This is a genomic window from Clostridioides sp. ZZV14-6345, assembly GCF_020657775.1.
GTDB classification, from domain to species: Bacteria; Bacillota; Clostridia; order Peptostreptococcales; family Peptostreptococcaceae; genus Clostridioides; species Clostridioides difficile_D.
The window spans coordinates 1-24377 of sequence record NZ_JAGWCX010000017.1 but is presented as its reverse complement, the minus strand read 5'-3'; the positions used below and the strand labels follow the sequence as shown (position 1 = coordinate 24377).

The window sequence follows — 24377 nt, the reverse complement described above, 5'->3', positions numbered from 1 at the left end:
TACAAAACCGTATAAGGAATATATAAATTGCGATTTTTATATTATAAAGATTAGTTGTAATAAATAACATTTGTAAATTTTAATATCCTCATTAAAACTATTTGTTACTGTCTTTTTCTATTTTAGTTATATTAAAAATAGGTTATTTGATAATTATATTATATAGAATATAAAATATTGGAGTATTAATGGATTTCTTTTAATACCTTAACGCCATTTTGAATCATACTATTAAAGAATACTAAGTTTAAAATCTCAGCAGGATGAACATTAGAAATATCATAAGTATCTACTAAATTCATAGGTACAACTATATTTTTTTCAACATTATGTTGATTAAAATAGGATTTTAGGGTTATTGCAAATTGATATATACAGATGTCTGTACAATCCCCAACTATAATTATATTGTCTATATCATCAAAATCCAAATTTTCTAATGCAAAAAATCCATTAGTAGAATTTTTAGGAAGAATTTTTAGGCTTTCTATTGATTTAAGCTCATCAACCAATTCACTTTCTACATCATTTTCCAAACAGTGAACAGGATAACTCAAAAGTTCTATAGACTTAGGAGTGTGAGAATCAGTAAATGCTATTAATCTATTTAATTTATTTGATATTTTTTTTGCAAACATTTCGATTGGTTTTATTAAAGACTCTATTCTGGGAGAGTATAATGCACCTTTTTTTGCAAAACCATTGTTAACATCAATTATAAATAAAGCAGTCTTAGCCAAATCATAATTTTCTATTTTTTCTATTGGTAGATTATCTAAATTATTTTTTAAAGCTTCAAGTTCATTTAATAAGTTATCCATAGTTATACCTCCAAGCTAAATTTAATAAAATTGTACATATTAATTATATAAAAGTCAAGGAGTACAAATTATTGTGTAGTTAGCTATATTGTTTTGATTGTAAAAGATTTGAAGCTATATCTGGATAGTTAGTAAAAATACCATCTACATTGAGTTTTAGACAGTGTAGTATATCGTCCTCTTCATTTACAGTATATACATTGACGCCAAGTAGATTTTTGTGACAAAGTTCAATTAGAGATTCATTTACTAAAACTAGAGGTGGATGAAGGTAACTATTACCTAGAAATTTAGCAAAATTTACTACATTGTTTATAGGGAAATAACATAATAATCCTGTTTTTACACTAGGGTCTAATTTATGAAAGTTTTTTAAACTATTACTATTGAAACTAGATATAATAACTCTATTTTTCATATTGTACCTTAAAATAAGCTCTAAAACATCTTTTTCTATATTAGGATAGTTTACCTTGTCAGTTTTTAGTTCTATATTTAAAATAAGGTCTGTAGGCGAAATTAAAATTAATACTTCTTCTAAAGTTGGAATTTTACATTCTTTATTATTTTGATACCCTTCAAAAGATGAATTTAGAGTCTTTAGTTTTCTTAAAGTCAAGTCCTTTATAAAGCCATGTCCATTAAAAGTTCTATCAACTTTTTCATCATGAATAACTACAATTTTTCCGTCCTTAGTCCTGTGAACATCAAGTTCTATTCCATATATATCCATATCTAAACATTTTTTAAAAGCTAGAATAGTGTTTTCTGGATATTTTCCACTAAACCCTCTATGAGCATAAATATTCATTTATATGTCTCCTTTCTGTAAATATAACTTATCTTATAAAATTTTAATTAATATAATATATCATATTCCAAAAGGTATTGTTATATATTAATTAAATAACTATTTGTAATTTATATATTATATAAATGTAGAAAAATAAAATCATATATGTGTTATAATATATTTTAAACATTGTAAATATTACGAATTTAGTAGTCATAATAATAGATATAATTTTATGCAAGCTCATATTTTTAGAGCTTGCATATGTATTATTAATATATTTATATATTGCGAAAAATAAAATTCCAAAAGAATTTTTTCTATAGACTTAGTAGTAAGGGGGAATTTTGATATGTATGAAGTTAATTTAGAACGAGCTATGAATTATTGGATGGATTTGTTAGATGATTATACGAATATAGCAAAAATTCCAAATGATTTTTTTTATAAAGATTGTTCTGATGAAGTAGTAGATGAGGTTTTTAAGATGAATATTGAGAAACATGAAAGATTAATTCAGTATTCTAAAATGAATAATATTGGCATAAACTCTATCATAGAAACTATATATGGTCTTATACTTCAAAAGTACATATATGCAGATGATGTAGTTTTTGGTAAAACAATGAATATAATTCCAATAAGAGTTAAGGTTAGACAAAGTGAAAAATTTGTAGATGTTGTAAGGAAGCTAAAAAGACAATGGAGTAGGTCTTTAGAATATGGATATTATTTATTATCAGATATAGAGAATAAAAATCATCTGAATACTAAACTTATAAATACAATATTTATAGCTAAAAGTTTTGATTTATCATATGATTATGACATAGAAAAAAAAGGATATGATTTATCTGTAATAGTATATACTAAGAGAGCACTTAAAATAAAAATAAAGTATAAACCATCTATATATAAAAGAGAGACTATTAGAAGAATTCTAAATCAGTTTGACTATATAGTAGAACAAATAATAGAAGATAACGATATTTTAATAGAAGATTTAGAATTTGTATGTAAGAAAGAAGAAAAAGTATTATTAGAAGATTTTAATGATAATCAATATGAAGTTCCATATGATAAAAGCTATATTGATTTATTTAGGGAACAAGCTAAAGTAACACCTAGTAATGTAGCTGCTAGAGATGAAAATAGGAATTTAACATATAAAGAATTGGATGAATTAACTGATAAACTTGCAGGTTATTTAAATCATATAGGAGTACAAAGCGAAGATATAGTAGCTGTAATGTTACCAAGAGATATTAATATAATTATTACAGCTTTAGGGATTATGAAATCAGGGGGAGCTTTTTTTCCAATAGACACGAGCAATCCAGAGGAAAGATTGAATTACCTTCTTGAAGATAGTAACGCAAAAGTAGTAATAACTACAGATGAACTCAGAAGTAAAGTTATAAATGAAAACACAATAGTACTTGATATAAATGATGAGTATATGTTTAAGATTGGACATGAATTAACTGAAAAAATAACACCATCAAATTGTGCATATACTATATCTACATCAGGTTCAACTGGTAGACCAAAGACTATAGCTATAGAGCATAAGAGCTTAGTAAATATGTGTTATTACAGTGTAAAATATATAAGTGCTACAGAAGATGATATATGTGGTATATACTTAAGTTTCAGTTTTGACGCTGTAATGAAACAACTATTCCCTTATTTGCTTATAGGAGCATCAATAAATATTATGCCTGAAGAAGCTAAATTTGATGAATATACAGTAAATGAATATTGTGAGGAAAATGATATAACTATACTAGCATTACCAACAGCATTCGCAAGACTGTTTATACAAAATTGCAACAATAGTTCACTTAGAGTTGTACAGACTGGAGGAGAAAGATTAAAAGGATACAGAAGGCGTAATTATGAGCTATATAATGAGTATGGACCAACAGAATTTACTGTTGTATCGACTTCTTTTTATGTGGACAGAGAATATGGAAAAATACCAATAGGAAAACCTATATTTAATACTTATGCATATGTATTAGATAAAAAGAATAAACTATGTCCAATTGGAGTTCCAGGAGAGCTATGCCTATCAGGAATTCAAATATCAAGAGGGTATTTAAATAAAAAAGGGTTAACAGAGCAAGTATTTGTAGCGAATCCTTACAAAACTTGTGAACATAATAAATTAATGTATAGAACTGGTGATTTAGTAAGGTGGCTAGATGATGGAAATTTAGATTATATTGGAAGGATGGACAATCAAGTAAAAATTGATGAGTTTAGAATAGAGCTATATGAGATTGAAAATATAATAAACAATATTGCAGAAATTAAAAGTGTTGTTTGTATATCAAGGACAAATGATGAGGGTGATATGTATATATGTGCATATTATGTGATTGATGATGAGGATAGCGATAAGATAAATGAAAGAACTATTAGAGAATATTTAAATGAGCATCTACCTCCATATATGATTCCAACAATAATAATGAGGATAGATAAAATACCAGTTACACCAATCGGAAAAGTAAATAAAAGAGCATTACCAGAATAATTTTTTATTATGATAGGTGTCATAAAGTGATTTCAGACATTTCTTTATGACACATATTTTTATAAAAGAATCAATTTACATAAAAACAAGAATTTTCTGTATATTTTTACTGTGGTGAAAATTTATTTACAAGAATGATTATTGTATTTTTTATACTTTTCCGTGTTTTAAAGTGCTTTTTTAACAAAATTAATTTTACATTAAAAAATTTTTTTATTTTACATATTAATAATTTTTAGTAGAATTGAAAAATAAAAAGAAAATTAGCATAAAAATATCTAAAAGTAGAAATTAATAATATAGGGTTAAATTTTAGTAGTTTTGACTCGCTATTTGTAAAATAATAAAAAGTTAAGCTTTATATGTATATATGTTATAATATATACAAATTGAAAAGGGGTGAAAATTTTATGAACAAAAAATTACCTAAGGGTGCTTATGGTGAAGTTAGTGGAAAAGATTACGTTCCATACATCACAGATAAGTCCAGAACCGGTGGAAATGTAGCTGTACTGATTATCGGTATTATTTTAGCTGCCATTTTTGCCGCATCTACAACTTACTCTGGAATGAAAGCTGGTCTTACAGTTGCCGCAGGTATTCCAGGAGCTATAATAGGTTCTGCTTTTGTTGGAGCATTTGCTCGTCAAAAGGGTATTCTTGGTAAGAATTTAATCCAAGGTATGTCAAGTGGTGGAGAATCTGTTGCAAGTGGATTTATTTTCGTATTACCAGCAGTTATATTAATTGGAAGCCAAATTACATTTTTAGAAGGCTTAGCTGTTGGAGTTGGTGGAGTTTTATTTGGTATAGGAGTTGCTGCTATAGTTCATAACTATCTAATAGTTGAAGAACATGGTAAACTTATGTACCCAGAATCAATGGCTATATCTGAGACACTTGTTGCTTCAGAGGCTGGTGGAGATTCAATTAAGTACATGGGAATTGGATTTGTAATAAGTGGATTTATTACTGTATTAACTGGTTCATTCTTAAATGTAGCAAACAATGTAATGAGTCTTGTAGGAAGCAAATTCTACAAATGGAAATTTGATATTGAAGTAAATCCTCTACTTTTAGGAATTGGATTTATAGTAGGGCTTGAAGTTTCTTTAACAATGTTTGCAGGAAGTATTTTATCAAACTTTGGTATCGCGCCTTTAATAGGATATTTTACAGATATGGCTAAAGATGGAGCTATGGTATGGAATAATCCAGCAATGCCTCTTAACCAAATGGATGTTGGAGCTATATCTAGTAGTTATGTAAAATATATAGGTGCTGGTATGATGCTTTGTGGAGGTATTATTGGTGCAATAAAACTTATACCAACTATAATCGCTTCTATAAAAGAAACTCTTAAAGCTAAATCAAGTTCTGGAGAAGGAGAAGAAGGTTCATCTATACAAATGATACTTTTATTAGGTGGAGTAGTTGTTGGATTTTTAGCAGCATTCTTAATTTCTGGTAATATTGTTATGGCAATTATTGGAGCTATCATATCTCTTTTATTATCTTTATTATTTGTCATAGTAGCTGGTCGTTTAACAGGAACAATAGGAACATCAAATCTTCCAGTTTCTGGTATGACTATAGCTTCTCTAGTTATTGTAACATTAGTATTTGTTATAATGGGCTGGACTGATTTAGAAGCCAATAAATCATTACTTTTATTTGGTTCATTTATAGTTGTTGCTATTGCGATAGCTGGAGGTTATACTCAATCTCAAAAAGTAACTTATATTATTGGTGGTAGCAAAAACGAAATGCAACGTTACTTTACAATTGCAAGTATAGTTGGTGTGATAGTTGTTGTGGGAGTAATTTTATTACTTTCTGACCAACTTAGAGCAACTGGTGATAATGTACAATTTGCATTACCACAAGCAAATTTAATGTCAACATTAACTTCTGGTATTATGTCAGGTAGTTTACCTTGGGTTATGATTATTGTTGGAGTATTTATGGCAATTGTTTTATATGCACTAAAATTACCAATAATGACTATAGCTATAGGATTCTATTTACCAATCGCAACTACTTCTATAATATTAGTTGGAGCATTAATTCGTTTATTTGTTGAATTAGTATCTAAAACTGAAAAAGAAAAAGAAGTTAAAGTTTCTAATGGTATAAGTTTATCTTCTGGTCTTGTTGCTGGTGGTTCTATCATTGGTTTAATAGGTATAATATTACAAGTAACTGGAGTTATAACTCCAAAAGTACCAAGTGGATTTGCTGCAACAAACTCAATGGCAATTGCTTTATTAGTAGTTTTAGTTGTACTTACAGCTTTACCTATTATTTTATCTAAAGTAAAAAATAATGAGCAAGAGTAATGATGTTTTAGATATCGTATTTAAAATTGCTAATGAGCTTGAATATAAAGTAGATGAGAATAGTATTGTAACTATTCTTGAAAAACAGGACCATAGGATTCAAAGGTTTTTTAGAAAATTAAAAGCTAGAATACCTAAATATAAAAAAATAGAGCTAGATGAATATTCTAGTTTTGTGTTTTTACAAATCGATGGTCAAAAGACTGTTAGAGAAATAGGAGAGAACTTAGAAGCTAAATACGGAGAAGAATCTCATCCACTTTATGAAAGACTGTTAGTTTTTTTAAATCATATTGAAGTTAATTGTCACTATATTGAAAGACTGGATATATAGATATAATAAAAACTATTATAGGTATATCAGATTATATAAATTAGAAGATAATTATAAAAATCATAAAAGAGGCTGTCTCAAAATAGATAGATAAGCCTCTTTTTCATTGTTGAAATGATAAAAATATATTTGATTTCATATAAAAAAGAGTGTCTCACAAACTAAAAAGTTCATTTTGAGACACTCCCTTATAAAATATTTATAAAGTATAGATTTAAAGTAAAACTTATTAAACTTAAGATTACTTTAATATCATTTATTATTAGCTATTTCATCAGCCAGATTATTTAAATATTCCCATCTTTCATATTTATACTCAAGTTCTTTTTCTAGTCTAGATTTCTCATTTAAAATTTCTTGAAGTTTAGTAAAGTCAGTTGAAAATTTTGAAGTACTTTCGTCAAGCATTGCAATTTTAGACTCGAGTTTTTCTATGTCTGAGTCAATATTTTCAAACTCTCTCTGCTCATTATATGAGAATTTAAGCTTTTTATCATTTTTAGGTTTTTCTTTTTTTGAAGTAGTAGAATCATTTTTTTTAACTGATTCCTTTTTAGACTCTTCAAACTCAATTCCTTGAACCTCTCTATAAATAAGATAATCACTGTAATTACCTGTATAGATATGAATTTTTCCATTTCCTTCATATGCAAATATTTTATTACAAATTCTGTCTAAGAAGTATCTATCATGTGATACTGTAATTACTACACCTCTAAATTCATCGAGATATTCTTCTAATATTTTAAGTGTTTCAATATCTAAGTCATTTGTAGGCTCATCTAAAAGAAGTACATTAGGAGCTGTCATAAGGATTCTAAGAAGGTGCAGTCTTCTTCTTTCACCACCAGATAATTTACCTATTAAAGTATACTGCATAGTGCCATTAAAAAGGAATCTTTCACACATTTGAGAAGCTGTAATCCGAGTACCATCTGAAGTTTCTATATAGTCACTAGCTTCTTTTACATAGTCTATGGCTCTCATGTCGATATTCATATGAGAGTCGTCTTGAGAAAAACAACCTATTTTAACCGTTTCTCCAATTGAAATATATCCACTATCAGGTTCTATTTCTCCATTGAGTATGTTTATAAGGGTTGATTTACCCAGACCATTTTTGCCTATTATACCAATTCTGTCAGTGCGAGCTAAAGTATATTCTAAATTATCTATAACAGTATTTCCGTCAAATGATTTGGATACATTGTGTATTTCTATTATTTTATTTCCAAGTCTACTTGATGCAACAGATATATCGAGATTTTCATCAGGTTTGAAAGAGTCTCTATTTATGAGTTCATCAAATCTTTGTAAACGAGCTTTTTGTTTGGTGCTACGAGCTTGAGCTCCTCGTCTAACCCAAGCAAGCTCTGTTCTAATTAAATTTTGCTTCTTATCTTCAATACTTGCCTCTAATGTAAGTCTTTCCATTTTTTTTTCTAAAAATATTGAATAATTACCATCATAACTAAATAATCTACCCTTATCCAGTTCAATAATTCTATTTGTAACACGGTCTAAAAAATATCTATCATGAGTTATCATAAGCAATGAACCTTTTCTTGAATTAAGGTATTCTTCAAGCCAATCTATAGTATCATTATCTAGATGGTTCGTAGGCTCATCTAGTATCAAAAACTCACAAGGTGTAATAAGAGCTGATGCCAAAGAGACTCTCTTTCTTTGACCACCAGAAAGTTCTACTATTTTTTGATTAAAGTCATTTATACCAAGTTTTGTAAGTACTGATTTAGCTTCACTTTCTAAATCCCAAAGATTTAAGGCATCTATTTTTTCTTGTATTAATAATAGTTTTTTATTTAATTCCTCTGTAAAGTTTGAATTAAGTTTTTCTAGAAGTTCTTGATATTCACCAAGTAGCTTTAATTCTTCTGAAGTTCCATTAAACACTTGTTCAAGTACAGTAGAATTTTCATTGTAAGTTGGGTTTTGAGGTAGATATTCTATTCTAACACCATTAGTTTTTGTTATATTACCAGTTTCACTTTCTTCAACTCCTGCAATAATTTTAAGTAAAGTAGATTTACCAGTACCATTTACACCGATAAGTCCTATTTTTTCACCTTCATTTATTCCAAGAGAGATATTTTCAAGTAATTTTTTTTCAGAATAACTTTTACTTATGTTTTCCAATGTTATTAAATTCATATAATTCACCTTTATTTCTAATCTATTATTTTTCAAAATGTTGGTAGTCTGGGTTTTTCCAATATCCACCCCAACTCCAACCTCTGCTTACAAAAGCATTATAACAATCATCACCTTTTTTTATCATTCCAAATTTTACAGTAGACCTATCAGCATAGACTGTACTTACTTTAGGAGTAACATCATCTCCAGAAACTTGAGGATTCTGTAATGGATTTATGTCTATAGCACGTCCTTTACCATGGTTTGAAACGACATTTGTACCAGCTATAGTTCTATAACAAAATGATGAGGTATTATTATCAGACATAGATTTTTCATCTACAGCATCATAATCATCTATTAGTTTGATTTTTTCAATTGGATATTTTTTTTCATACAATTCTTTAAAAATATCCACAACTTCTGGAGCCAGTTCACTGTTTACTATCATTTCTCCTTGATGAGTTTTTTTATCAAATCCATAGTATGTAAGTTTTAAGTAAGATAGGCTATCAAAGCTTATCGGTTCATCAGAAGGCATAGATTTACCAATCATTTTATTTTTTATATTATCTGGTATTGAAGAATATGAAAAAGTAGGCTTAATATTCTTATCTTCCTTCTTTTTATTAGAGTTTTGATTATTTTTAGAATCCTCTGTTGTATTATTTTTATTTTGCATAGTTTCTTGACTTTTTATATTATCTTTTTTGTTGGTATTAGAGAAAAGTATCTCATATATAGATAATAAGGCAAGAAATAATATAGTTATTACAATTGTTAGTTTTAATTTATTAATCTTTTTTCGTTTTGACTTTTTACTCATATTATCCCCCAGTGTTAGATTCATATAAACTATATATATTATACCTCATAAAAATAAACTAGGCTAACAATATTTAGTTAACCTAGGACATTTCATCTATAGTTTCTCCAATTATTTTTATACCAATTTCAATGTCTTTAAAAGACAATCTAGAAAATCCAAGTCTTAAAGTGTCAGAACCAGAGTTATCTGTAAAAAATAAATCTCCAGGCATAAATATAACATTTTTTTCATAACATTTTTCTAATAGAGTTCTAGTATCTATATTTTTTAGTTTTATAAATATATGCAAACCACCATCACCCAAGATGTATTCCGTTTTTATATATTTTTTTATACATTCATATGCAAAGTTAAATTTATCTCCATAGAACTTACGTATTTTTTTGACGTACTTTTCAAAACCTCCATTACTTAAGTAATCAAATAGAATTCCTTGGTCCAAAAAAGATACATGTATGTTTCTACATCTTTTTACACTTTCCAATTTATCTATTACTTTTTTATCTGCAAATATCCATCCAATTCTCATTCCAGGAAATAAAATTTTTGAAAAGCTACCAATGTATACAACAGCGTTATTCATATTATCAAGTGAACAAATAGGAAATATATGAGAACTATTGTAGAGCAATTCTTCATTAAATCCATCTTCTATAATTGCTATGTTATATTTTTTCATAAGATTATAGAATTTGTATCTATTTTCGGGAGTCATTACAATTCCTGTAGGATTGTGATAAGAGGGTGTAATATATGCAAACTTTATTTTGTTTTTGTACTTAATTAGACGCTCCTCTAGAATATTGAAGTCTAAACCATCTTCATGTATATCTACACCTAAAATATTAAGATTGTGCGATTTCATAATTTTTATAGCAGTATTATGAGTAGGATTTTCACATATTATATAATCTTTTTCTTGGGTAAAAGACGACATGATAATATCAAAGCCTTCTGTGAAGCCATTTGTGATTAGTATATCTTTATTACTTATATCAACACCCTTGTTTGTCATATATTCTAGTAAATAGTTAATAAGGGGTTTATAACCTTGTGCGTATCCATAATTGAGTAATTTGTGACCCTCTAGTGATATTCTGTTTAAAAAGGATTTTTTGAATTCTTCTATATCGAATAAATCTCCAGCTGGAGAAATACTTTTAAAAGAAATTAGGTCAGAACTCCAAGGAATCTCACTTTTTATAATATCCAATTCATTAGCTTTTTTAGAGTATATATTCTCTAAACAGTCCCAGTTTAATGACCATGTAGTATTTGAAGATTTATTATTTGATTTAACAAATGTACCCTTTCCTGAAATAGAGTAGATTAAGCCTTCTGATTTTAATTCTTCATAAGTTGAAACTACAGAATTTCGGCTAACTTGCAAAAGCTGACTAAGCTCCCTTGTAGAAGGGAGCTTACTATTGTCTGGAATTAATCCTTTTGATATCATATCACTTATATAATTTTTAATTTGTATATAAATTGGTTCATTATCATTTAATTTTAGATTTGAAAATATCAAATTACCACCTCAAATTATTTCATCTAATTTAAAGAGTATTCTATAAGTTTATCTAATAGATCACTGTATTTAATACCTCTAGCAGCAGCACTTCTAGGAATTAAACTAGTTTGAGTCATGCCAGGAAGGGTATTTAGTTCAAGAACATATGGAATACCTTCACTTATAATCATATCAACTCTTACATATGCTTTGCAATTAAAAATTTTCCAACAAGTCTCAGAAATTTCATTTACTCTTTTTTGAAGTTCTTCATCTAAATAAACAACTTCTTCTTTTGCTCCTTTTTCAACTGAGTATTTAGCTTCATAATCAAAGAAGCCTGAATCAGATTTTATGGATATTGTAGGGAATACTTCTCCATTTAGTATGAATGAAGTATATTCTCCACCTGGTATATATTTTTCAATCATTACAAATTCATCAACTTCCAGACCTTTGCGAACTGCTTCTTCAACTTCATCTTTAGAATGAATAAAGAATGTGGCTACACTAGAACCTCCTGAATTTGGTTTTATAAATACTGGATAGCCTATGTTATCTATTTCATCATAGTCTATTTCATCAACTGATTTTACCAAAGCCCATGGAGCAGTAGGTAGATTTGAATCTCTAAGCATTTTTTTAGTTATATTTTTATCCATACACATTCCACTGCAAAGAGGTCCACATCCAGAATATGGTATATCCATAGTCTCAAGTATTGATTGGATACATCCATCTTCACCAAACTTTCCATGTAGAGCAAGTATTGCAAAATCTATATCTTCTGGTATCTTTGTAAATATATCTTTTTTATCATCTATTATTACTTTTACAACGTCGTATTTATTTTTATCAAGATTGTTATATATCTCTTTTCCTGAATTTAAAGAAACTTCTCTTTCTGATGATATTCCACCCATTATAACTGCTATTTTCATATTATACACTCCTATTTTGATTTTTATTATTTTAAAGTAAATTTTTTGTTTACATACTTAATTATATGAATTAACAGTTGATGATGAAAGTACCACTATATATGAAGTTTATATTATGTGTGGTTTTAGAGCAATAATTTAGTTTAAAGAAATATTTAAATGTTTTTTTAACTTTATTTATGCTATTATTTTTGCTAAAATTATTGTTATGAACTTAAGACTAGTCTTAATGACTATAAATCAAGGAGTGATAAATTTTGAAAGCTGAAATAATAAGTGTAGGAACAGAAATATTATTAGGAGATATAGTAAATACAAATTCTCAATTTTTAGCTAAAGAACTTGCAGCATTGGGAATAGAAGTATACCATCAAAGTACAGTTGGAGATAACAAACAAAGGCTTTTAGAATGTTTTGATGAAAGTTTAAAGAGAAGTGATTTAGTAATTACTACAGGTGGTCTTGGACCAACTGGTGATGATATGACAAAAGAAACTGCTGCAGAATACTTTGGCCAGAAGCTAGAATTACATAAGCCATCATTAGAAGTTTTAGAATCTTTCTTTATTAAAACAGGAAAAAAAATGGCCGAAAACAATATGAAACAAGTATACTTTCCAAAAGATGCTGTAGTACTAAAAAATAATAATGGTACAGCTCCAGGAGCAATTTTAAAGAAAGATGATAAATTTATAATAGTATTACCTGGACCTCCAAGAGAAATGAAAGCTATGTTCAATGAGAGTGTCAAACCTTACTTACAACAATTCACAAATGAAATGCTAGTATCTAAAACTTTAAGATTATATGGAATAGGAGAGTCAAATCTAGAATTAGAAATTATCGATATAATTAATGAACAAACCAATCCAACAGTTGCTTTGTATGCAAAGGAATTAGAAGTTACAATAAGAATAACTGTAAAAGCTGAAAATGAAAAAGAAGCTTTTAAATTAATAAAACCAGTAGAAGAAAAAATAAAAAATAGAGTTGGCAAATATGTATATACTGAAGGAGATATTTCAGTATCTGAAGGCGAGACTGTATTAGAAGATGCTGTTTCTAAACTTCTAGTAGAAAAAAATCTAACAATAGCAGTAGCTGAATCTTGTACTGGAGGCTTGGTTTCTTCATCCCTTATAAACTATCCAGGAATATCTTCTGTATTTCTTGAAGGTTGTGTAACATATTCTAATGAAGCTAAAATGAAAAGATTAGGAGTAAAAAGAGAAACCTTGGAAGAGTTTGGGGCAGTAAGTGAACAAACAGCAATAGAAATGGCTGAGGGCGTTGCTAAAGGACTTAAAGCTAATATAGGCATATCTACAACTGGAGTAGCTGGACCTGGCGGAGGAACTCAGGAAAAGCCTGTGGGATTAGTTTATACTGCAATATATATAAATGGAAAAACAATAGTAAAGAAAAATATATTTAATGGAGATAGAAGAAAGATAAGATTAAGAGCTACTAGAGATTTACTTAATGAATTAAGAATACAATTAGAAAAGCTTTAAGTTATTATGATATTGGATATATTTAAAGCATTAGTATAAATATAAAATCATTTTTGGAGGGCTTTTAATTTATGATAAAACATATATTTTGTGATTTAGATGGAACTTTATATGAAAATGGAACTATAACAAAAGAGGATATATCAGCAATTGAAGAAGTAGAAAAAAAGGGAGTGCAGTTTAATGTTGCTACAGGTAGAATATTTAAACAAGCTCGTAATATTATCAAAGATAATTTAGATATGAATGGATATTATATATGTGAAAATGGTTCATTCATACATGATAAAAACTATAATGTAATTTTTAAAAGAACCATAGATGATAGCTTAGTGAAAAAAGTTATTGATAGATTTGAGTCAAGTGATGCACAATTATACTTTAAATATAAGGGTGATGTAATTGTGGGTAGTGATACAACTGCTTTTAGACACTATTCTAGTGATTTCATAGTGGACCCTGATTTTGAGAAAAGAAGTAGTTTTGATAATCTTATAGGAAATATAGGGGTATGTTCTGAAAATTTGGAGGAGTTATCTAGAATAGAGTTGTATTTAAAAAGTGAGTTTAGTGAAGTGCTAGAAATATATTTTTCTGGGACATATACCTTAAATATAGTTCCTAAAAGTGTATCAAAAAGAGGAAGTATAGAACATGTAATAAAAACTTTAAATGTAAGTCCAGATGAAGTTGCTACTATTGGGGATTCTCCAAATGATATTTGTATGTTAGAAGGATTTAAATACAGTTTTGCAATGTCTAAGGCAAGAGAGGATGTAAAACAAAGTGCAAATTATATAGTAGACAGTGTAAAAAGTGCCATAGATGTTATAATGAAGATAAATAGTTAAATATAAAAAATGACTGTTCCAAAGAAATATAAAATTATATTTTATATTTCTTTGGAGCAGTCATTCTGATTATACTCAATTATAAGTTTAAAAATTCTTAAGTTAGCCGCAATTTGCTATATGATATGATTTTATTGTATTAGATAAAATAGAGTCAAGTATATAATTTATGACACTATTGCAAGTATAAGCTGAAAATTTTAAATCATTCATATAATCAGTTTTCTTTTTGTAGTCACTATAAAGTTTAGTAAAAAACTTTTCAAAGCTATTATTTATAGTACCACCTTTAATTTTAGATAAATCAACATCCTTTGCAAATGCTCCAAGTTCTCTTTCATAAGTGACATGTTTATTTAGACTATGTTTAAATTCCCAGCGTTCACTGTGAGCTACGCAGAAAAAATCACATAAAAAATGGCATATGACTCCTAGTTCTTGACTAAGTCTACTTACTGAAAAGTATTTAGAAAGACTATCTATATTAAGACTGCACAGATAGTTTATCTTAGAAACAATCATATTAAATGACTCATCTAAATAATGTTTTTTTAATTTATATTTAGAAAAAGCATCTGGCTTTATATTACCATATATAAAATTTTTTTCGCTTATAAAGAATGTTTTATTTTCATCTATATTATCAAGTATTGATTTTGCCATAATAAAATGGGTATTCATTAACATATTTACACCTCGTATAGTTTGTTAGACTTATTAAATATATTATTATGATATGATATTTATGATAAAAGTTTAATGGTAAATATATGAAACTAAGTCAATCACATTTATTTAAATAATTTCAACCATATTCATAATACCAGTAAATGGCCGAATTTACAATATGTAAATAGTGTTAAGTTTTTATTTATCAAATTTTAAATTAAGTATTAGTATACTTTCTAATTAACCTACTAGCTTTAGATTGAGAAATTTCAAGGTGTTTGGCTACTTTATAAGAACTACCAAATTTTTCATAAGCATCCAAAATTATATTTTTTTCGTACTCCATAATTAAGGTATCAAAATTTTTATTTTTGCAATCAATAGATTTTGAGTCAGATATAGTAACTTTATTAAGTTGGGTTATATGTACTTTATTTTCATCATTGGTAATATGTATATTTTTTGTAAGAATGTTTGGTAAATCATCTATTGTTATATGATTATCTGTGCAAGTAAGTAAGATTTTTTGAATTATATTCTGTAATTCTCTTATATTACCTGGGAATCTATAATTTGCAATAATATCTATAGCTTCTTTGGAAATAGTTTTATTTAGATTGAAGTCACTTGAGTACCTATTAAAATAATATTTTATAATTTTTACTAGATTATCCCTTCTTTCTCTAAGAGGAGGCAATTTTATTTCTATAACATTTAATCTATAATATAAATCTTCTCTAAACTTTTTTTCTTTTACTTTTGAAACTAAATCAGCATTTGTCGCAGATATAATCCTTATGTCGACTTTTTTGTTTTTTAAACTTCCAACTGGAGTAAAAGTTCTATCTTGTATTAATTGCAAAAATTTTGCCTGTAGATTTTGTGGTATATCTCCTATTTCATCCAGAAAAAGAGTTCCCCCATCAGCTAATTCTACAAGACCAACTTTACCTTTAGTACTTGCACCTGTAAAAGCACCTGAAGTATATCCAAAAAGTTCGGATTCAAGAAGTTGTGGAGATATAGTTGCACAATTTATGGTTATAAATGGACCATTAGCTCTATTACTATTGTGGTGTATATATCTAGCAAGCGAACTTTTTCCTGTTCCAGACTCTCCTAACAAAAGTACACTTACATCCGTTTTAGAAACATGGTTTACTGTATTTATGATGGGTCTCATCACTATTCCATCCATAATTACAGTGTCTTCAATTCTAAGAGCAGTTCTATAGAGTGTTTCTACTTCAGATTTATATTTTTTTACTTGTTTTTTTGTGTCTTCAAGTTTATTTTTTATATTATTAAGTTCAGTTATATCTCTACAGTTCTCAACAGTGTATTCTAAGTTTCCATTTTCATCAAATACAGGAGTAGCAGTTATGATGAGTTTTTTTCCTGTTTGGGTATCTTGTTCTAGTGAAAATTTAGACTCTGTTTTTAATACAACTGGTATGGGGCTTTTTGTTGAATATCCAGATTCCTCTAAGAAAGAAACATTTTTTCCCAAAATATCTTCTTTTTTTAGACCATAATTTTCTTCAAATGCTTTATTACAATATATTATTATTCCTTTATTATCAGATGCACATATTTCGTCATGGGAAGCTTCTAATATTTTTTTGTAAAATTCCAAATCTAATTCTAAATTTAAATCCATTTTTATGCTTTCCTCCTAAATTTTTAGTGATATATTAAAATAAGTTCAATTAATTGAATGTACTTAAAATTTTAAATTTATATAATATATAAATTTTTGTCTATTTTAACTTTAAATAAGTTATATATAACTTATTTTACAATTTAAACAAGTCTAAATCAACTTAAAGTAAGTTAAAAATAAATATGAAAAAATTGAAATTTTATTAGTATTGTTGAAAAGACTAGGGTTTTAATGTCGATATATATTGGATTAAAATGGCATAATTTTTGCTTAATAAAATAGTGCAAATTGACTAAATAAAATTAGAGGGGAATTTAAAATGGGAGAAAAAAGTAAAGGGTATGTATTTATAGCAACAGCAGGGTTACTGTGGGCTACACTTGGATTATTTGGAAAGTTTTTAATGGGAAATGGATTGACATCAGAACAAGTAGCATTTACAAGGTTATTTTTTGGATTTATAGTTTTGGGAGTGTATTCATTTATAAGAACACCACAAATCTTAAAAATAAGTAAAAAGGGAATCATATATTCGATAATAATAGGTATTATATGTCAAGCTATGTTTAATTTATGTTATTTTAAAGCGATTGATACTGTGGGTGTATCAGTAGCAGCAGTTTTACTATACACTTCACCATTATTTTTAGCAGTATTTTCAAAAGTCTGTTATAAAGAGAGTATTACCAGAAGTAAAATACTTTCACTTATCTTTTGTTTTATTGGTGCTATTATGGCAGTGACTGGTGGAAGTTTGGATTTTCAAATTTTAAGTGCTTTTGGACTTTTACTTGGGATATTATCAGCAATAGCCTATGCACTTATGCCAACTATTAGTAAAAATGCCTTAAAAGAATTTTCAAGTTCAACAATACTAGTATACAGTTTCTTATTTGGAGCTATATTTATGATTCCTTCTGCTAGACCTTGGGAGATATTGAATTATGCTAAAGATTTAAATATTTTATTTTGTATGTTAATGTTAGGTATTGTACCAGCTGCACTTGCATATATTTTTTATGCAGCAGGGATATCTAAAGGGGTAGAGTTATCTGTGGCAGGCGTTGTAGCATCGGTAGAGTTGGTCGGTTCTGTAATAATTGGTTGTACCATATTAGGAGAAAGTTTTTCCCTATGGAAGTTATTTGGAGTGATGTTGATGTTAATATCAGCAGTAGTAGCACTTAATCTTTCTTATGATGGAATAAGAATGTTTTATAAATCCAACAAGATAAAGCAGATTGAGAAAACAGAAAGTATTTAGAATTAGGTGCTTAAAAAGTATTTATTGGTAAATATTTTAGAGTCTGACAAAAAGCATACCAAACCATCTTTATATTAGAAAATAGCTTTCTATAAAGTTTACAGAATAGAATAGATAATGCAAACAAAATATAAGTATATATAATTTAGATTATCTATTTTTTATTATATATTGTATAAATTAATATTTTGTTTTACAAATACTAAATAGCTATAGAAAGAATTATATTTATATAACTCTTTCTATAGCTATTATTTTATAGATATTGTTTTATCTGTAATAATTATTTAGTATTAAACAAACTTACAACCTTGATAAGAATTTCGAGCTTTCAAAGTATCATCAATTTGATTTAAAATCTCCCATTTTTTTAGGCTCCATATAGGACCAACTAGTTCATCTCTTTTACCATCACCAGTAAGTCTATGGATTATCATAGTTTCAGGAAGTATTTCTAATTGGTCACAGACAAGATTGATATATTCATCTTGTTCCATAAGAGTTAACATACCATTTTGTAACATCTTTTCCATAGGAGTATCTTTTATAACATGCAATAGATGGATTTTTATACCATCTACACCCATTTTACCAACTTCTTTTGCTGTTTCCATCATCATATTATAATCTTCACCAGGAAGACCATTTATAATGTGTACAACAACCTTTATATTTTTAGACTTTAATTTTTCAACACCTTCAACAAATGTTTTATAATCATGACCTCTATTTATAATTTTAGATGTGGAATCATGAATTGTTTGAAGTCCAAGTTCAACCCATAAGTTAGTTCTTTTATTTAGTTCAGATAAGTATTCTACAACATCATCTGGCAAACAGTCAGGTCTTGTAGATATTGAAAGACCTATGACATCCTTAAGCTCTAATATAGTCTCATATTTTTCTTTTAAAACTTCAAGGGGAGCATACGTATTTGTATAGGCTTGAAAGTAGCCAATATATTTTGCATAGGGCCATTTTTTTAACATCATTTCTCTTATATTATAAAATTGACTAATAAGATTGTCTTTAGGATTTCCAGCAAAGTCACCTGAGCCTTCTTTACTACAATAGGTGCATCCGCCATAACCAAGACTTCCATCAATGTTTGGGCAAGTAAATCCTGCATTTATAGATACCTTAAAAACTTTTTCTCCAAAAGTATTTCTAAGATAGTAATTCCAAGTATGATATCTTTTATTATCAAAAGCATATTTAAATTTATCCAAAGTAATCACCTATTTCTAATAAAATTGTACACTGAACTTGTACAAAAAACATATTACCATAAATAGATAACTTAAACAAATTCTATTTTAAGTAATATAAAAATAATGCAAGAAAATATTTAATATTTTCTTGCATTATTTCCAGAGAAGAATAGAACTAGTCCAAATAATATTATAAAAAAGGACATTATCGATACTATAAATCTAGATAGAAAAAGAGGAGATAATATAAGGCATATACCAAATAAAGTCTTAATTATATTCCAAGTTGTAAATTTAGAGTAAGGATTATTCTTACTATTTACAAGTGCCACTAGTTGATTAAAGATTAAATAAAATCCTAAAAATAATGAAAATATGCTTTGTATTTTTTGAGGAAATACAAAAAGTAATATACATACAATTATTAGGATCCATTGGACATTAGTGGAGGGTTTGATTTCTTCTTTAGTTGCATATCTTTTTAGTTCGTTGATATTCTTAAGGTTTAAGTATGCAAAGAATAAAAGTGCAATACCAAAAGTCCAAGAAATCAATCTTATACCTAATGTCTTAAATGTAAGGCACAATAATCCTAATATAACAAGCAATACTCCCATTAGCATAAATTTAGTAGCATTTTCTTTTTTATTAAAGTTATTAAAATCGATATTAAAATTTGTGTACATAAAATCACCTCCAAAATCAATAGAACAATTATAACAGAAATTCATATCCAAATAAAGTCACAGTGTATAAAAATTAAACTATACTTAGTAATTAATTAATAGGTTGTATCATAAACTTCTATTAATAGAATTATATAGGAGGAGGTTTGTCCATGACAAAATTATGGGCAATAATATTTGCATTATTAGCAGGTGGGTCTACTGCTCTTGAAGCTTTTATAAATGGAGAGCTAGGGAAAAGTACAACAGCACTAGTAGCCACTTTTATAAGTTTAGCTGTAGGAGCAATATTTTTTTTGGTAAGTATAACAGTTACAGGGGACTTAAAGTATTTAGTGTCTATAAATGGTTTTAATTATAAGCTATTGCTAGGAGGTGTATTTGGTGGGCTAATAATATATTTTACAGTAAAAGCAATTCCAAATTTAGGAGTATCAAATACACTTATACTAACACTTGTATCTCAAGTTCTAGTTGGTTTTTTTATTGATAGCGTGATTTTGGGACAAGAAACAATGCATTTATACAAATACATAGGGGTTATACTTTTAATATTAGGGACATTCTTTATAGTAAATTAACCATTTAAAGCAGTATAATTTGCTATATAACTCAGAAGTTTGGTATAATTATAGTAATAAAACAAAGTTAGGTGAAAGAGGTGTTAGAATTGGCTGATGAAAAATTTGTAATGTCATTTAGTGGTGGTAAGGATAGTATATTAGCATTAAATCGAATGTTGAAAAAAGGATATAGGCCTGTGGCACTCTTGACAACTATAAGTGAAGAACATGGAAAATCATGGACACATAATTTAGAATATAATATGCTTAAACAAGTAAGTAGCAATATAGGATTACCTTTATTAGTTGCTGAATGTGGAGTAGAAGGATATGAAGAGAGTTTTGAGAGAGCTTTAATAAAAGCTAAAAACATGGGAGCAACAATATGTGCATATGGAGATATAGACATAGAAAGTCATAGAAAATGGGATACTGATAGATGTGATGCAGTTGGTATGAAGGTAAATTTACCATTATGGCAAGAGAGTAGAGAGAACTTAGTATATGAATTTATAGACAGTGGATTTTGTAGTGTTGTAACAAAAGTAAACTTAAAGCATCTAGGAGAGGAATTCTTAGGGGAAAAGTTGACTAGAGAACTTGTGAAAAAGATAAAAGATGCAGGTGCAGACCCATGTGGAGAGCATGGAGAATATCATACATTTGTGGTGGATGGTCCAATATTTAAAAAACCTGTAGAATATGAAGTAAAAGGAACTTTAATAAAAAATGGCTATGGATATTTAGAAATAAAATAATTACATAAATAAAATACCTATTATATAATCCTAGTTTTTGCAAAGGTCTACTATTTGCAAGATTGTATAATAGGTATTTTTTATTTATATATTTTACGTACTATTACTTCTACTATCTAAGCAACCTTATTTAGATTAGAGTCTAATGTAGAAAAATTCTTTTTTAGAAAAACTATTGACAAAATAAGACATATAAATTCGGAAACAATAGTAGTCATCCATATTCCTTGACCACCAAATATTAGTATCATTGAAATTAGACTTAAGACAACTATTACGAGTCCTCTGCCAAGAGATATAACAGTAGAAATTGATGGTTTTTCTACTGAAACAAAGAATCCAGAAATTATTACATTAATTCCCACTAGTAAGAAAGATATAGAGAATATTTTAAATACACGAATTCCTTCATTGAATAGTATTGTTTCTTCTGGATGTATAAATAACGAAACTATTGGTTCTGAAAAAGCCATACAAATTGCAAATACAGCAATTGATGCTATTATTGTGGCTTTTATACCCATCTTTAATAATTTTTTTACATTATCTATGTTTCCTGCACCATAATAAAAACTAGTAAGTGGTTGCATACCTTGAGTTATACCCATCATAGTCATAAGTACTAGTGTATTTATATAATTTATGACACTATAATAAATAAGAGCATTTTCTCCAATATATTTAGTAAGACTCAAATTAAAAAGTAAGACAACTATACCACAACTTAACTCAGTCGTTGAATCAGGAAAACCTATAAATACAATTTTTCTAAGTGTCTTGAAATCAACTCTAAATTTTGAAAAATTTAAAGTAGAGTTTTTTCTTAAAAAGTGTATTAAGAAGAAAATAGTAGAAAAGACTTGAGATAAACCAGTTGCAATACCAGCACCTTTTACACCCCATCCAAATTTAATTACAAATAAGTAATCAAGTAGGATGTTTGTAAGAGCAGATATTATTACACCAACAGTAGCTAATATTGGGAAGCCATCAGTTTTTATTATAACTTCTAAAGAGTAAGATACTATAAAAAAGCCATTAAAAAATATTATTATTCCTAAATAATCTTTAACCATGCCAATTGTAGATTCTGTAGCTCCTAAAAATAGTGCTAATTTATCTAAATTAAAAAAAGTTATAGCTAATATAATTATTGATAATATAATTATTGACACTAAGTTAAATGAAAAGACTTCATTTGCAGACTTAATATCTTTCTTACCTAGATAAATTGCAATTATAGTGGATGCACCAGTTGAAAATAACAGAGAAACTGCAAATATAAAATTAATAAAAGGCATTGATATATTGACAGCAGCTAAAGCTAATTCTCCAACTCCTTTACTTACAAATATTCCATCAACCATTGTGTATAGTGAGAAAACCCACATTGCAACTACAGATGGTGCTAGGTATTTAAAAAACCTTTTACCTAGACTCATGTTTTCATTCATAGATATTTTTGTATCCATTTATTACCACTCCTTGTAAATCTATTATAAAATTATGAAACTATTAATTAATAATTTTATTTATAATATAAATGATAAACTATGGTATAATACCAATGTCAACAGCAAATAGTAAATAATTATAAATTTTATTAAATAATAGTGATTTCAAGTATTTTATAAGTACATCCTATTATGTTTTATATCTCTAAGATTATTATCTCTTAATAGTTTTTTAAAAGGAGCAACAAAAGTTGGTTGAACCCACGGGTTGAATCTTTTATTTAAGCATATCAAATCGAATTCATTTTTCAATATACTCTGTAATTTTAACTTATTTTGTTGCCTACATAAACTAATGTTTGATTTACATGTATGATTTTTTTATCAAGGTCTACATCTGACCATCTAAGTGATACAGCTTCACCAAAACGCAATCTAAGAGTTAGCATCAAAAAAATTGGTATACCTATAGGAGTATTTTTCGACTTTTCTAATAATAATTGAGCTTCCTGTTTGTATAAAACTTAGAAGTTGAATTATTTTTTTGTTTCTTTTTGCCAGTTGTTTCTTTTATATACTCCACATATACATAAAATTTCCCCTTTTTTTCTTATAACAGCTGATTTGATATTCATATGTACACTCCCTTTATAAGCATTCTTAGTGTTTAAAACATATTAAATAATCATGATTTTATTATATCAAATCTAAATTATAAATATTATTTGATGATAGTAGATGTATACAGAAATATCTATATGTATGTGCAAAAAAGTAATATAATAGGTAAAATATGTAAATATATATGCTATAATATTTTTAGCAAGGAAAATAAAATTGAAAAGCTAAGGGTGATTTTCTCATATAAACGCCAAATATGACAAAATAAAAAATCACCCAAACGCCAATAAGGGTGATTTAAAGAAATAACTTTTAAATTCTAATCAATTAGAGAGATTCACCTTTTACAAAGTAAATTTTATCTCCTTGCTTTTATTATACCACAAATTGGTATAAATATTCAAAAATAATATATTTATGATATAATAAAATTATAGAAGTTTTGCAGTGAGCGATATTTGTGATAAAATATGGCTTAACAGTTGAAATGTAAGGCATTGAGAGTGTGTGATAAGTGTTATCAATTGCACTATTGCCCGCTCACTGCAATTTTAAGAACGTTGTATATGTGTAATCATTGGAAATGCTAAATTTATTTTGGGGTTTTATATTAACTATGTGGTATGTAAATTGACTCTGCTTATCGCCTTATTAGATTGCTCTCTACTGTTTTATATTAACTATGTGGTATGTAAATTACGTAAAAAAAGGAAGAACAATATCTCGAAAAAGTGTTTTATATTAACTATGTGGTATGTAAATCTGCTAATTCCGGTATAGTTGCTGGTGCTACTGCTGGTTTTATATTAACTATGTGGTATGTAAATCGCTACGATTTGACAGCTAAAAATGTGCTTTTC

Annotated in this window: 20 protein-coding genes; 8 read left to right on the top strand and 12 right to left on the bottom strand. The window is 27.6% G+C overall.

The genetic code is table 11. The features are described from left to right. Positions 1–185: 185 nt before the first annotated feature. A complete protein-coding gene (locus tag KGF39_RS06380; RefSeq protein ID WP_054273385.1) occupies positions 186–821 on the bottom strand; it encodes an isochorismatase family protein in 636 nt (211 codons plus the stop codon). Positions 822–900: 79 nt separating this feature from the next. Continuing rightward, positions 901–1632, bottom strand: a complete 732-nt coding sequence (locus KGF39_RS06375) for a glycerophosphodiester phosphodiesterase (RefSeq protein WP_054273386.1) — start codon at positions 1630–1632, stop codon at positions 901–903. A 334-nt stretch (positions 1633–1966) separates the two neighbouring features. Between KGF39_RS06375 and KGF39_RS06370 the strand changes: the two genes are divergently transcribed. The 3 genes from KGF39_RS06370 (at position 1967) to KGF39_RS06360 (ending at position 6829) form a co-directional block, all read left to right on the top strand. Beyond that, a complete protein-coding gene (locus KGF39_RS06370; RefSeq protein WP_227821632.1) occupies positions 1967–4156 on the top strand; it encodes an amino acid adenylation domain-containing protein in 2190 nt (729 codons plus the stop codon). 410 nt (positions 4157–4566) lie between these two features. Beyond that, entirely contained in the window at positions 4567–6495 is a 1929-nt protein-coding gene (locus tag KGF39_RS06365) for an OPT family oligopeptide transporter (protein WP_107595337.1), read from the top strand. Continuing rightward, positions 6482–6829, top strand: a complete 348-nt coding sequence (locus KGF39_RS06360; RefSeq protein WP_227821631.1) for a PqqD family protein — start codon at positions 6482–6484, stop codon at positions 6827–6829. The genes KGF39_RS06365 and KGF39_RS06360 overlap by 14 nt, the downstream gene beginning before the upstream one ends. Before the next feature lie 252 nt (positions 6830–7081). Here KGF39_RS06360 and KGF39_RS06355 read toward each other — a convergent pair whose 3' ends face one another. The 4 genes from KGF39_RS06355 to KGF39_RS06340 form a co-directional block, all read right to left on the bottom strand. Then, positions 7082–9001, bottom strand: coding sequence for an ABC-F family ATP-binding cassette domain-containing protein (locus KGF39_RS06355; RefSeq protein WP_227821661.1), 1920 nt, complete (start codon positions 8999–9001; stop codon positions 7082–7084). A gap of 25 nt (positions 9002–9026) precedes the next feature. Continuing rightward, the gene (locus KGF39_RS06350) at positions 9027–9809 is read right to left on the bottom strand and encodes a M15 family metallopeptidase (RefSeq protein ID WP_227821630.1); all 783 of its coding nucleotides are present in this window, start codon (positions 9807–9809) and stop codon (positions 9027–9029) included. Between the two features lie 82 nt (positions 9810–9891). After that, positions 9892–11340, bottom strand: coding sequence for a transcriptional regulator DdlR (gene ddlR, locus KGF39_RS06345; RefSeq protein ID WP_227821629.1), 1449 nt, complete (start codon positions 11338–11340; stop codon positions 9892–9894). A 23-nt stretch (positions 11341–11363) separates the two neighbouring features. Beyond that, positions 11364–12263 (bottom strand): D-alanine--D-alanine ligase, encoded by a 900-nt coding sequence (locus KGF39_RS06340; RefSeq protein ID WP_227821628.1) that lies wholly within the window; start codon positions 12261–12263, stop codon positions 11364–11366. Positions 12264–12520: 257 nt separating this feature from the next. On the opposite strand from KGF39_RS06340, the gene KGF39_RS06335 reads away from it, so the two are divergent. Both KGF39_RS06335 and KGF39_RS06330 read left to right on the top strand, forming a co-directional pair. Then, positions 12521–13777 (top strand): competence/damage-inducible protein A, encoded by a 1257-nt coding sequence (locus KGF39_RS06335; protein WP_227821627.1) that lies wholly within the window; start codon positions 12521–12523, stop codon positions 13775–13777. Positions 13778–13848: 71 nt separating this feature from the next. Then, on the top strand, positions 13849–14628 hold the full coding sequence (locus tag KGF39_RS06330) for an HAD family hydrolase (protein ID WP_107595332.1): 780 nt from the start codon (positions 13849–13851) through the stop codon (positions 14626–14628). Between the two features lie 102 nt (positions 14629–14730). Here the strand turns inward: KGF39_RS06330 and KGF39_RS06325 are convergent, their stop codons facing one another. Both KGF39_RS06325 and KGF39_RS06320 read right to left on the bottom strand, forming a co-directional pair. Beyond that, positions 14731–15315: a zinc dependent phospholipase C family protein gene (locus KGF39_RS06325; protein WP_054273395.1), complete on the bottom strand. Its 585-nt coding sequence runs from the start codon at positions 15313–15315 to the stop codon at positions 14731–14733. Positions 15316–15514: 199 nt separating this feature from the next. Continuing rightward, positions 15515–16957, bottom strand: coding sequence for a sigma 54-interacting transcriptional regulator (locus KGF39_RS06320; protein WP_227821626.1), 1443 nt, complete (start codon positions 16955–16957; stop codon positions 15515–15517). Between the two features lie 322 nt (positions 16958–17279). Between KGF39_RS06320 and KGF39_RS06315 the strand changes: the two genes are divergently transcribed. Next, positions 17280–18224 (top strand): DMT family transporter, encoded by a 945-nt coding sequence (locus KGF39_RS06315; protein WP_227821625.1) that lies wholly within the window; start codon positions 17280–17282, stop codon positions 18222–18224. A 293-nt stretch (positions 18225–18517) separates the two neighbouring features. Here the strand turns inward: KGF39_RS06315 and KGF39_RS06310 are convergent, their stop codons facing one another. Both KGF39_RS06310 and KGF39_RS06305 read right to left on the bottom strand, forming a co-directional pair. Beyond that, a complete protein-coding gene (locus tag KGF39_RS06310; RefSeq protein WP_227821624.1) occupies positions 18518–19453 on the bottom strand; it encodes a TIGR01212 family radical SAM protein in 936 nt (311 codons plus the stop codon). 119 nt (positions 19454–19572) lie between these two features. After that, positions 19573–20121 (bottom strand): DUF308 domain-containing protein, encoded by a 549-nt coding sequence (locus KGF39_RS06305; RefSeq protein WP_079740007.1) that lies wholly within the window; start codon positions 20119–20121, stop codon positions 19573–19575. Positions 20122–20273: 152 nt separating this feature from the next. Between KGF39_RS06305 and KGF39_RS06300 the strand changes: the two genes are divergently transcribed. Next, positions 20274–20702, top strand: coding sequence for a DMT family transporter (locus KGF39_RS06300; protein WP_054273399.1), 429 nt, complete (start codon positions 20274–20276; stop codon positions 20700–20702). A 71-nt stretch (positions 20703–20773) separates the two neighbouring features. Further along, positions 20774–21442 (top strand): diphthine--ammonia ligase, encoded by a 669-nt coding sequence (locus KGF39_RS06295; protein WP_413927071.1) that lies wholly within the window; start codon positions 20774–20776, stop codon positions 21440–21442. A 116-nt stretch (positions 21443–21558) separates the two neighbouring features. Here the strand turns inward: KGF39_RS06295 and KGF39_RS06290 are convergent, their stop codons facing one another. Both KGF39_RS06290 and KGF39_RS19855 read right to left on the bottom strand, forming a co-directional pair. Further along, entirely contained in the window at positions 21559–22914 is a 1356-nt protein-coding gene (locus KGF39_RS06290) for an MATE family efflux transporter (protein WP_227821623.1), read from the bottom strand. A 308-nt stretch (positions 22915–23222) separates the two neighbouring features. Continuing rightward, entirely contained in the window at positions 23223–23360 is a 138-nt protein-coding gene (locus KGF39_RS19855) for a hypothetical protein (protein ID WP_413927072.1), read from the bottom strand. Between the last annotated feature and the right edge of the window lie 1017 nt (positions 23361–24377).

Coding starts and splice junctions, on each gene's coding strand:
- KGF39_RS06380 (WP_054273385.1), bottom strand. CDS start 821: ATGGATAACTTATTAAATGAACTTGAAGCTTTAAAAAATAATTTAGAT.
- KGF39_RS06320 (WP_227821626.1), bottom strand. CDS start 16,957: ATGGATTTAAATTTAGAATTAGATTTGGAATTTTACAAAAAAATATTA.
- KGF39_RS06375 (WP_054273386.1), bottom strand. CDS start 1,632: ATGAATATTTATGCTCATAGAGGGTTTAGTGGAAAATATCCAGAAAAC.
- KGF39_RS06370 (WP_227821632.1), top strand. CDS start 1,967: ATGTATGAAGTTAATTTAGAACGAGCTATGAATTATTGGATGGATTTG.
- KGF39_RS06350 (WP_227821630.1), bottom strand. CDS start 9,809: ATGAGTAAAAAGTCAAAACGAAAAAAGATTAATAAATTAAAACTAACA.
- KGF39_RS06340 (WP_227821628.1), bottom strand. CDS start 12,263: ATGAAAATAGCAGTTATAATGGGTGGAATATCATCAGAAAGAGAAGTT.
- KGF39_RS06330 (WP_107595332.1), top strand. CDS start 13,849: ATGATAAAACATATATTTTGTGATTTAGATGGAACTTTATATGAAAAT.
- KGF39_RS06325 (WP_054273395.1), bottom strand. CDS start 15,315: ATGTTAATGAATACCCATTTTATTATGGCAAAATCAATACTTGATAAT.
- KGF39_RS06360 (WP_227821631.1), top strand. CDS start 6,482: ATGAGCAAGAGTAATGATGTTTTAGATATCGTATTTAAAATTGCTAAT.
- KGF39_RS06305 (WP_079740007.1), bottom strand. CDS start 20,121: ATGTACACAAATTTTAATATCGATTTTAATAACTTTAATAAAAAAGAA.
- KGF39_RS06300 (WP_054273399.1), top strand. CDS start 20,274: ATGACAAAATTATGGGCAATAATATTTGCATTATTAGCAGGTGGGTCT.
- KGF39_RS06290 (WP_227821623.1), bottom strand. CDS start 22,914: ATGGATACAAAAATATCTATGAATGAAAACATGAGTCTAGGTAAAAGG.
- KGF39_RS06355 (WP_227821661.1), bottom strand. CDS start 9,001: ATGAATTTAATAACATTGGAAAACATAAGTAAAAGTTATTCTGAAAAA.
- KGF39_RS06315 (WP_227821625.1), top strand. CDS start 17,280: ATGGGAGAAAAAAGTAAAGGGTATGTATTTATAGCAACAGCAGGGTTA.
- KGF39_RS06365 (WP_107595337.1), top strand. CDS start 4,567: ATGAACAAAAAATTACCTAAGGGTGCTTATGGTGAAGTTAGTGGAAAA.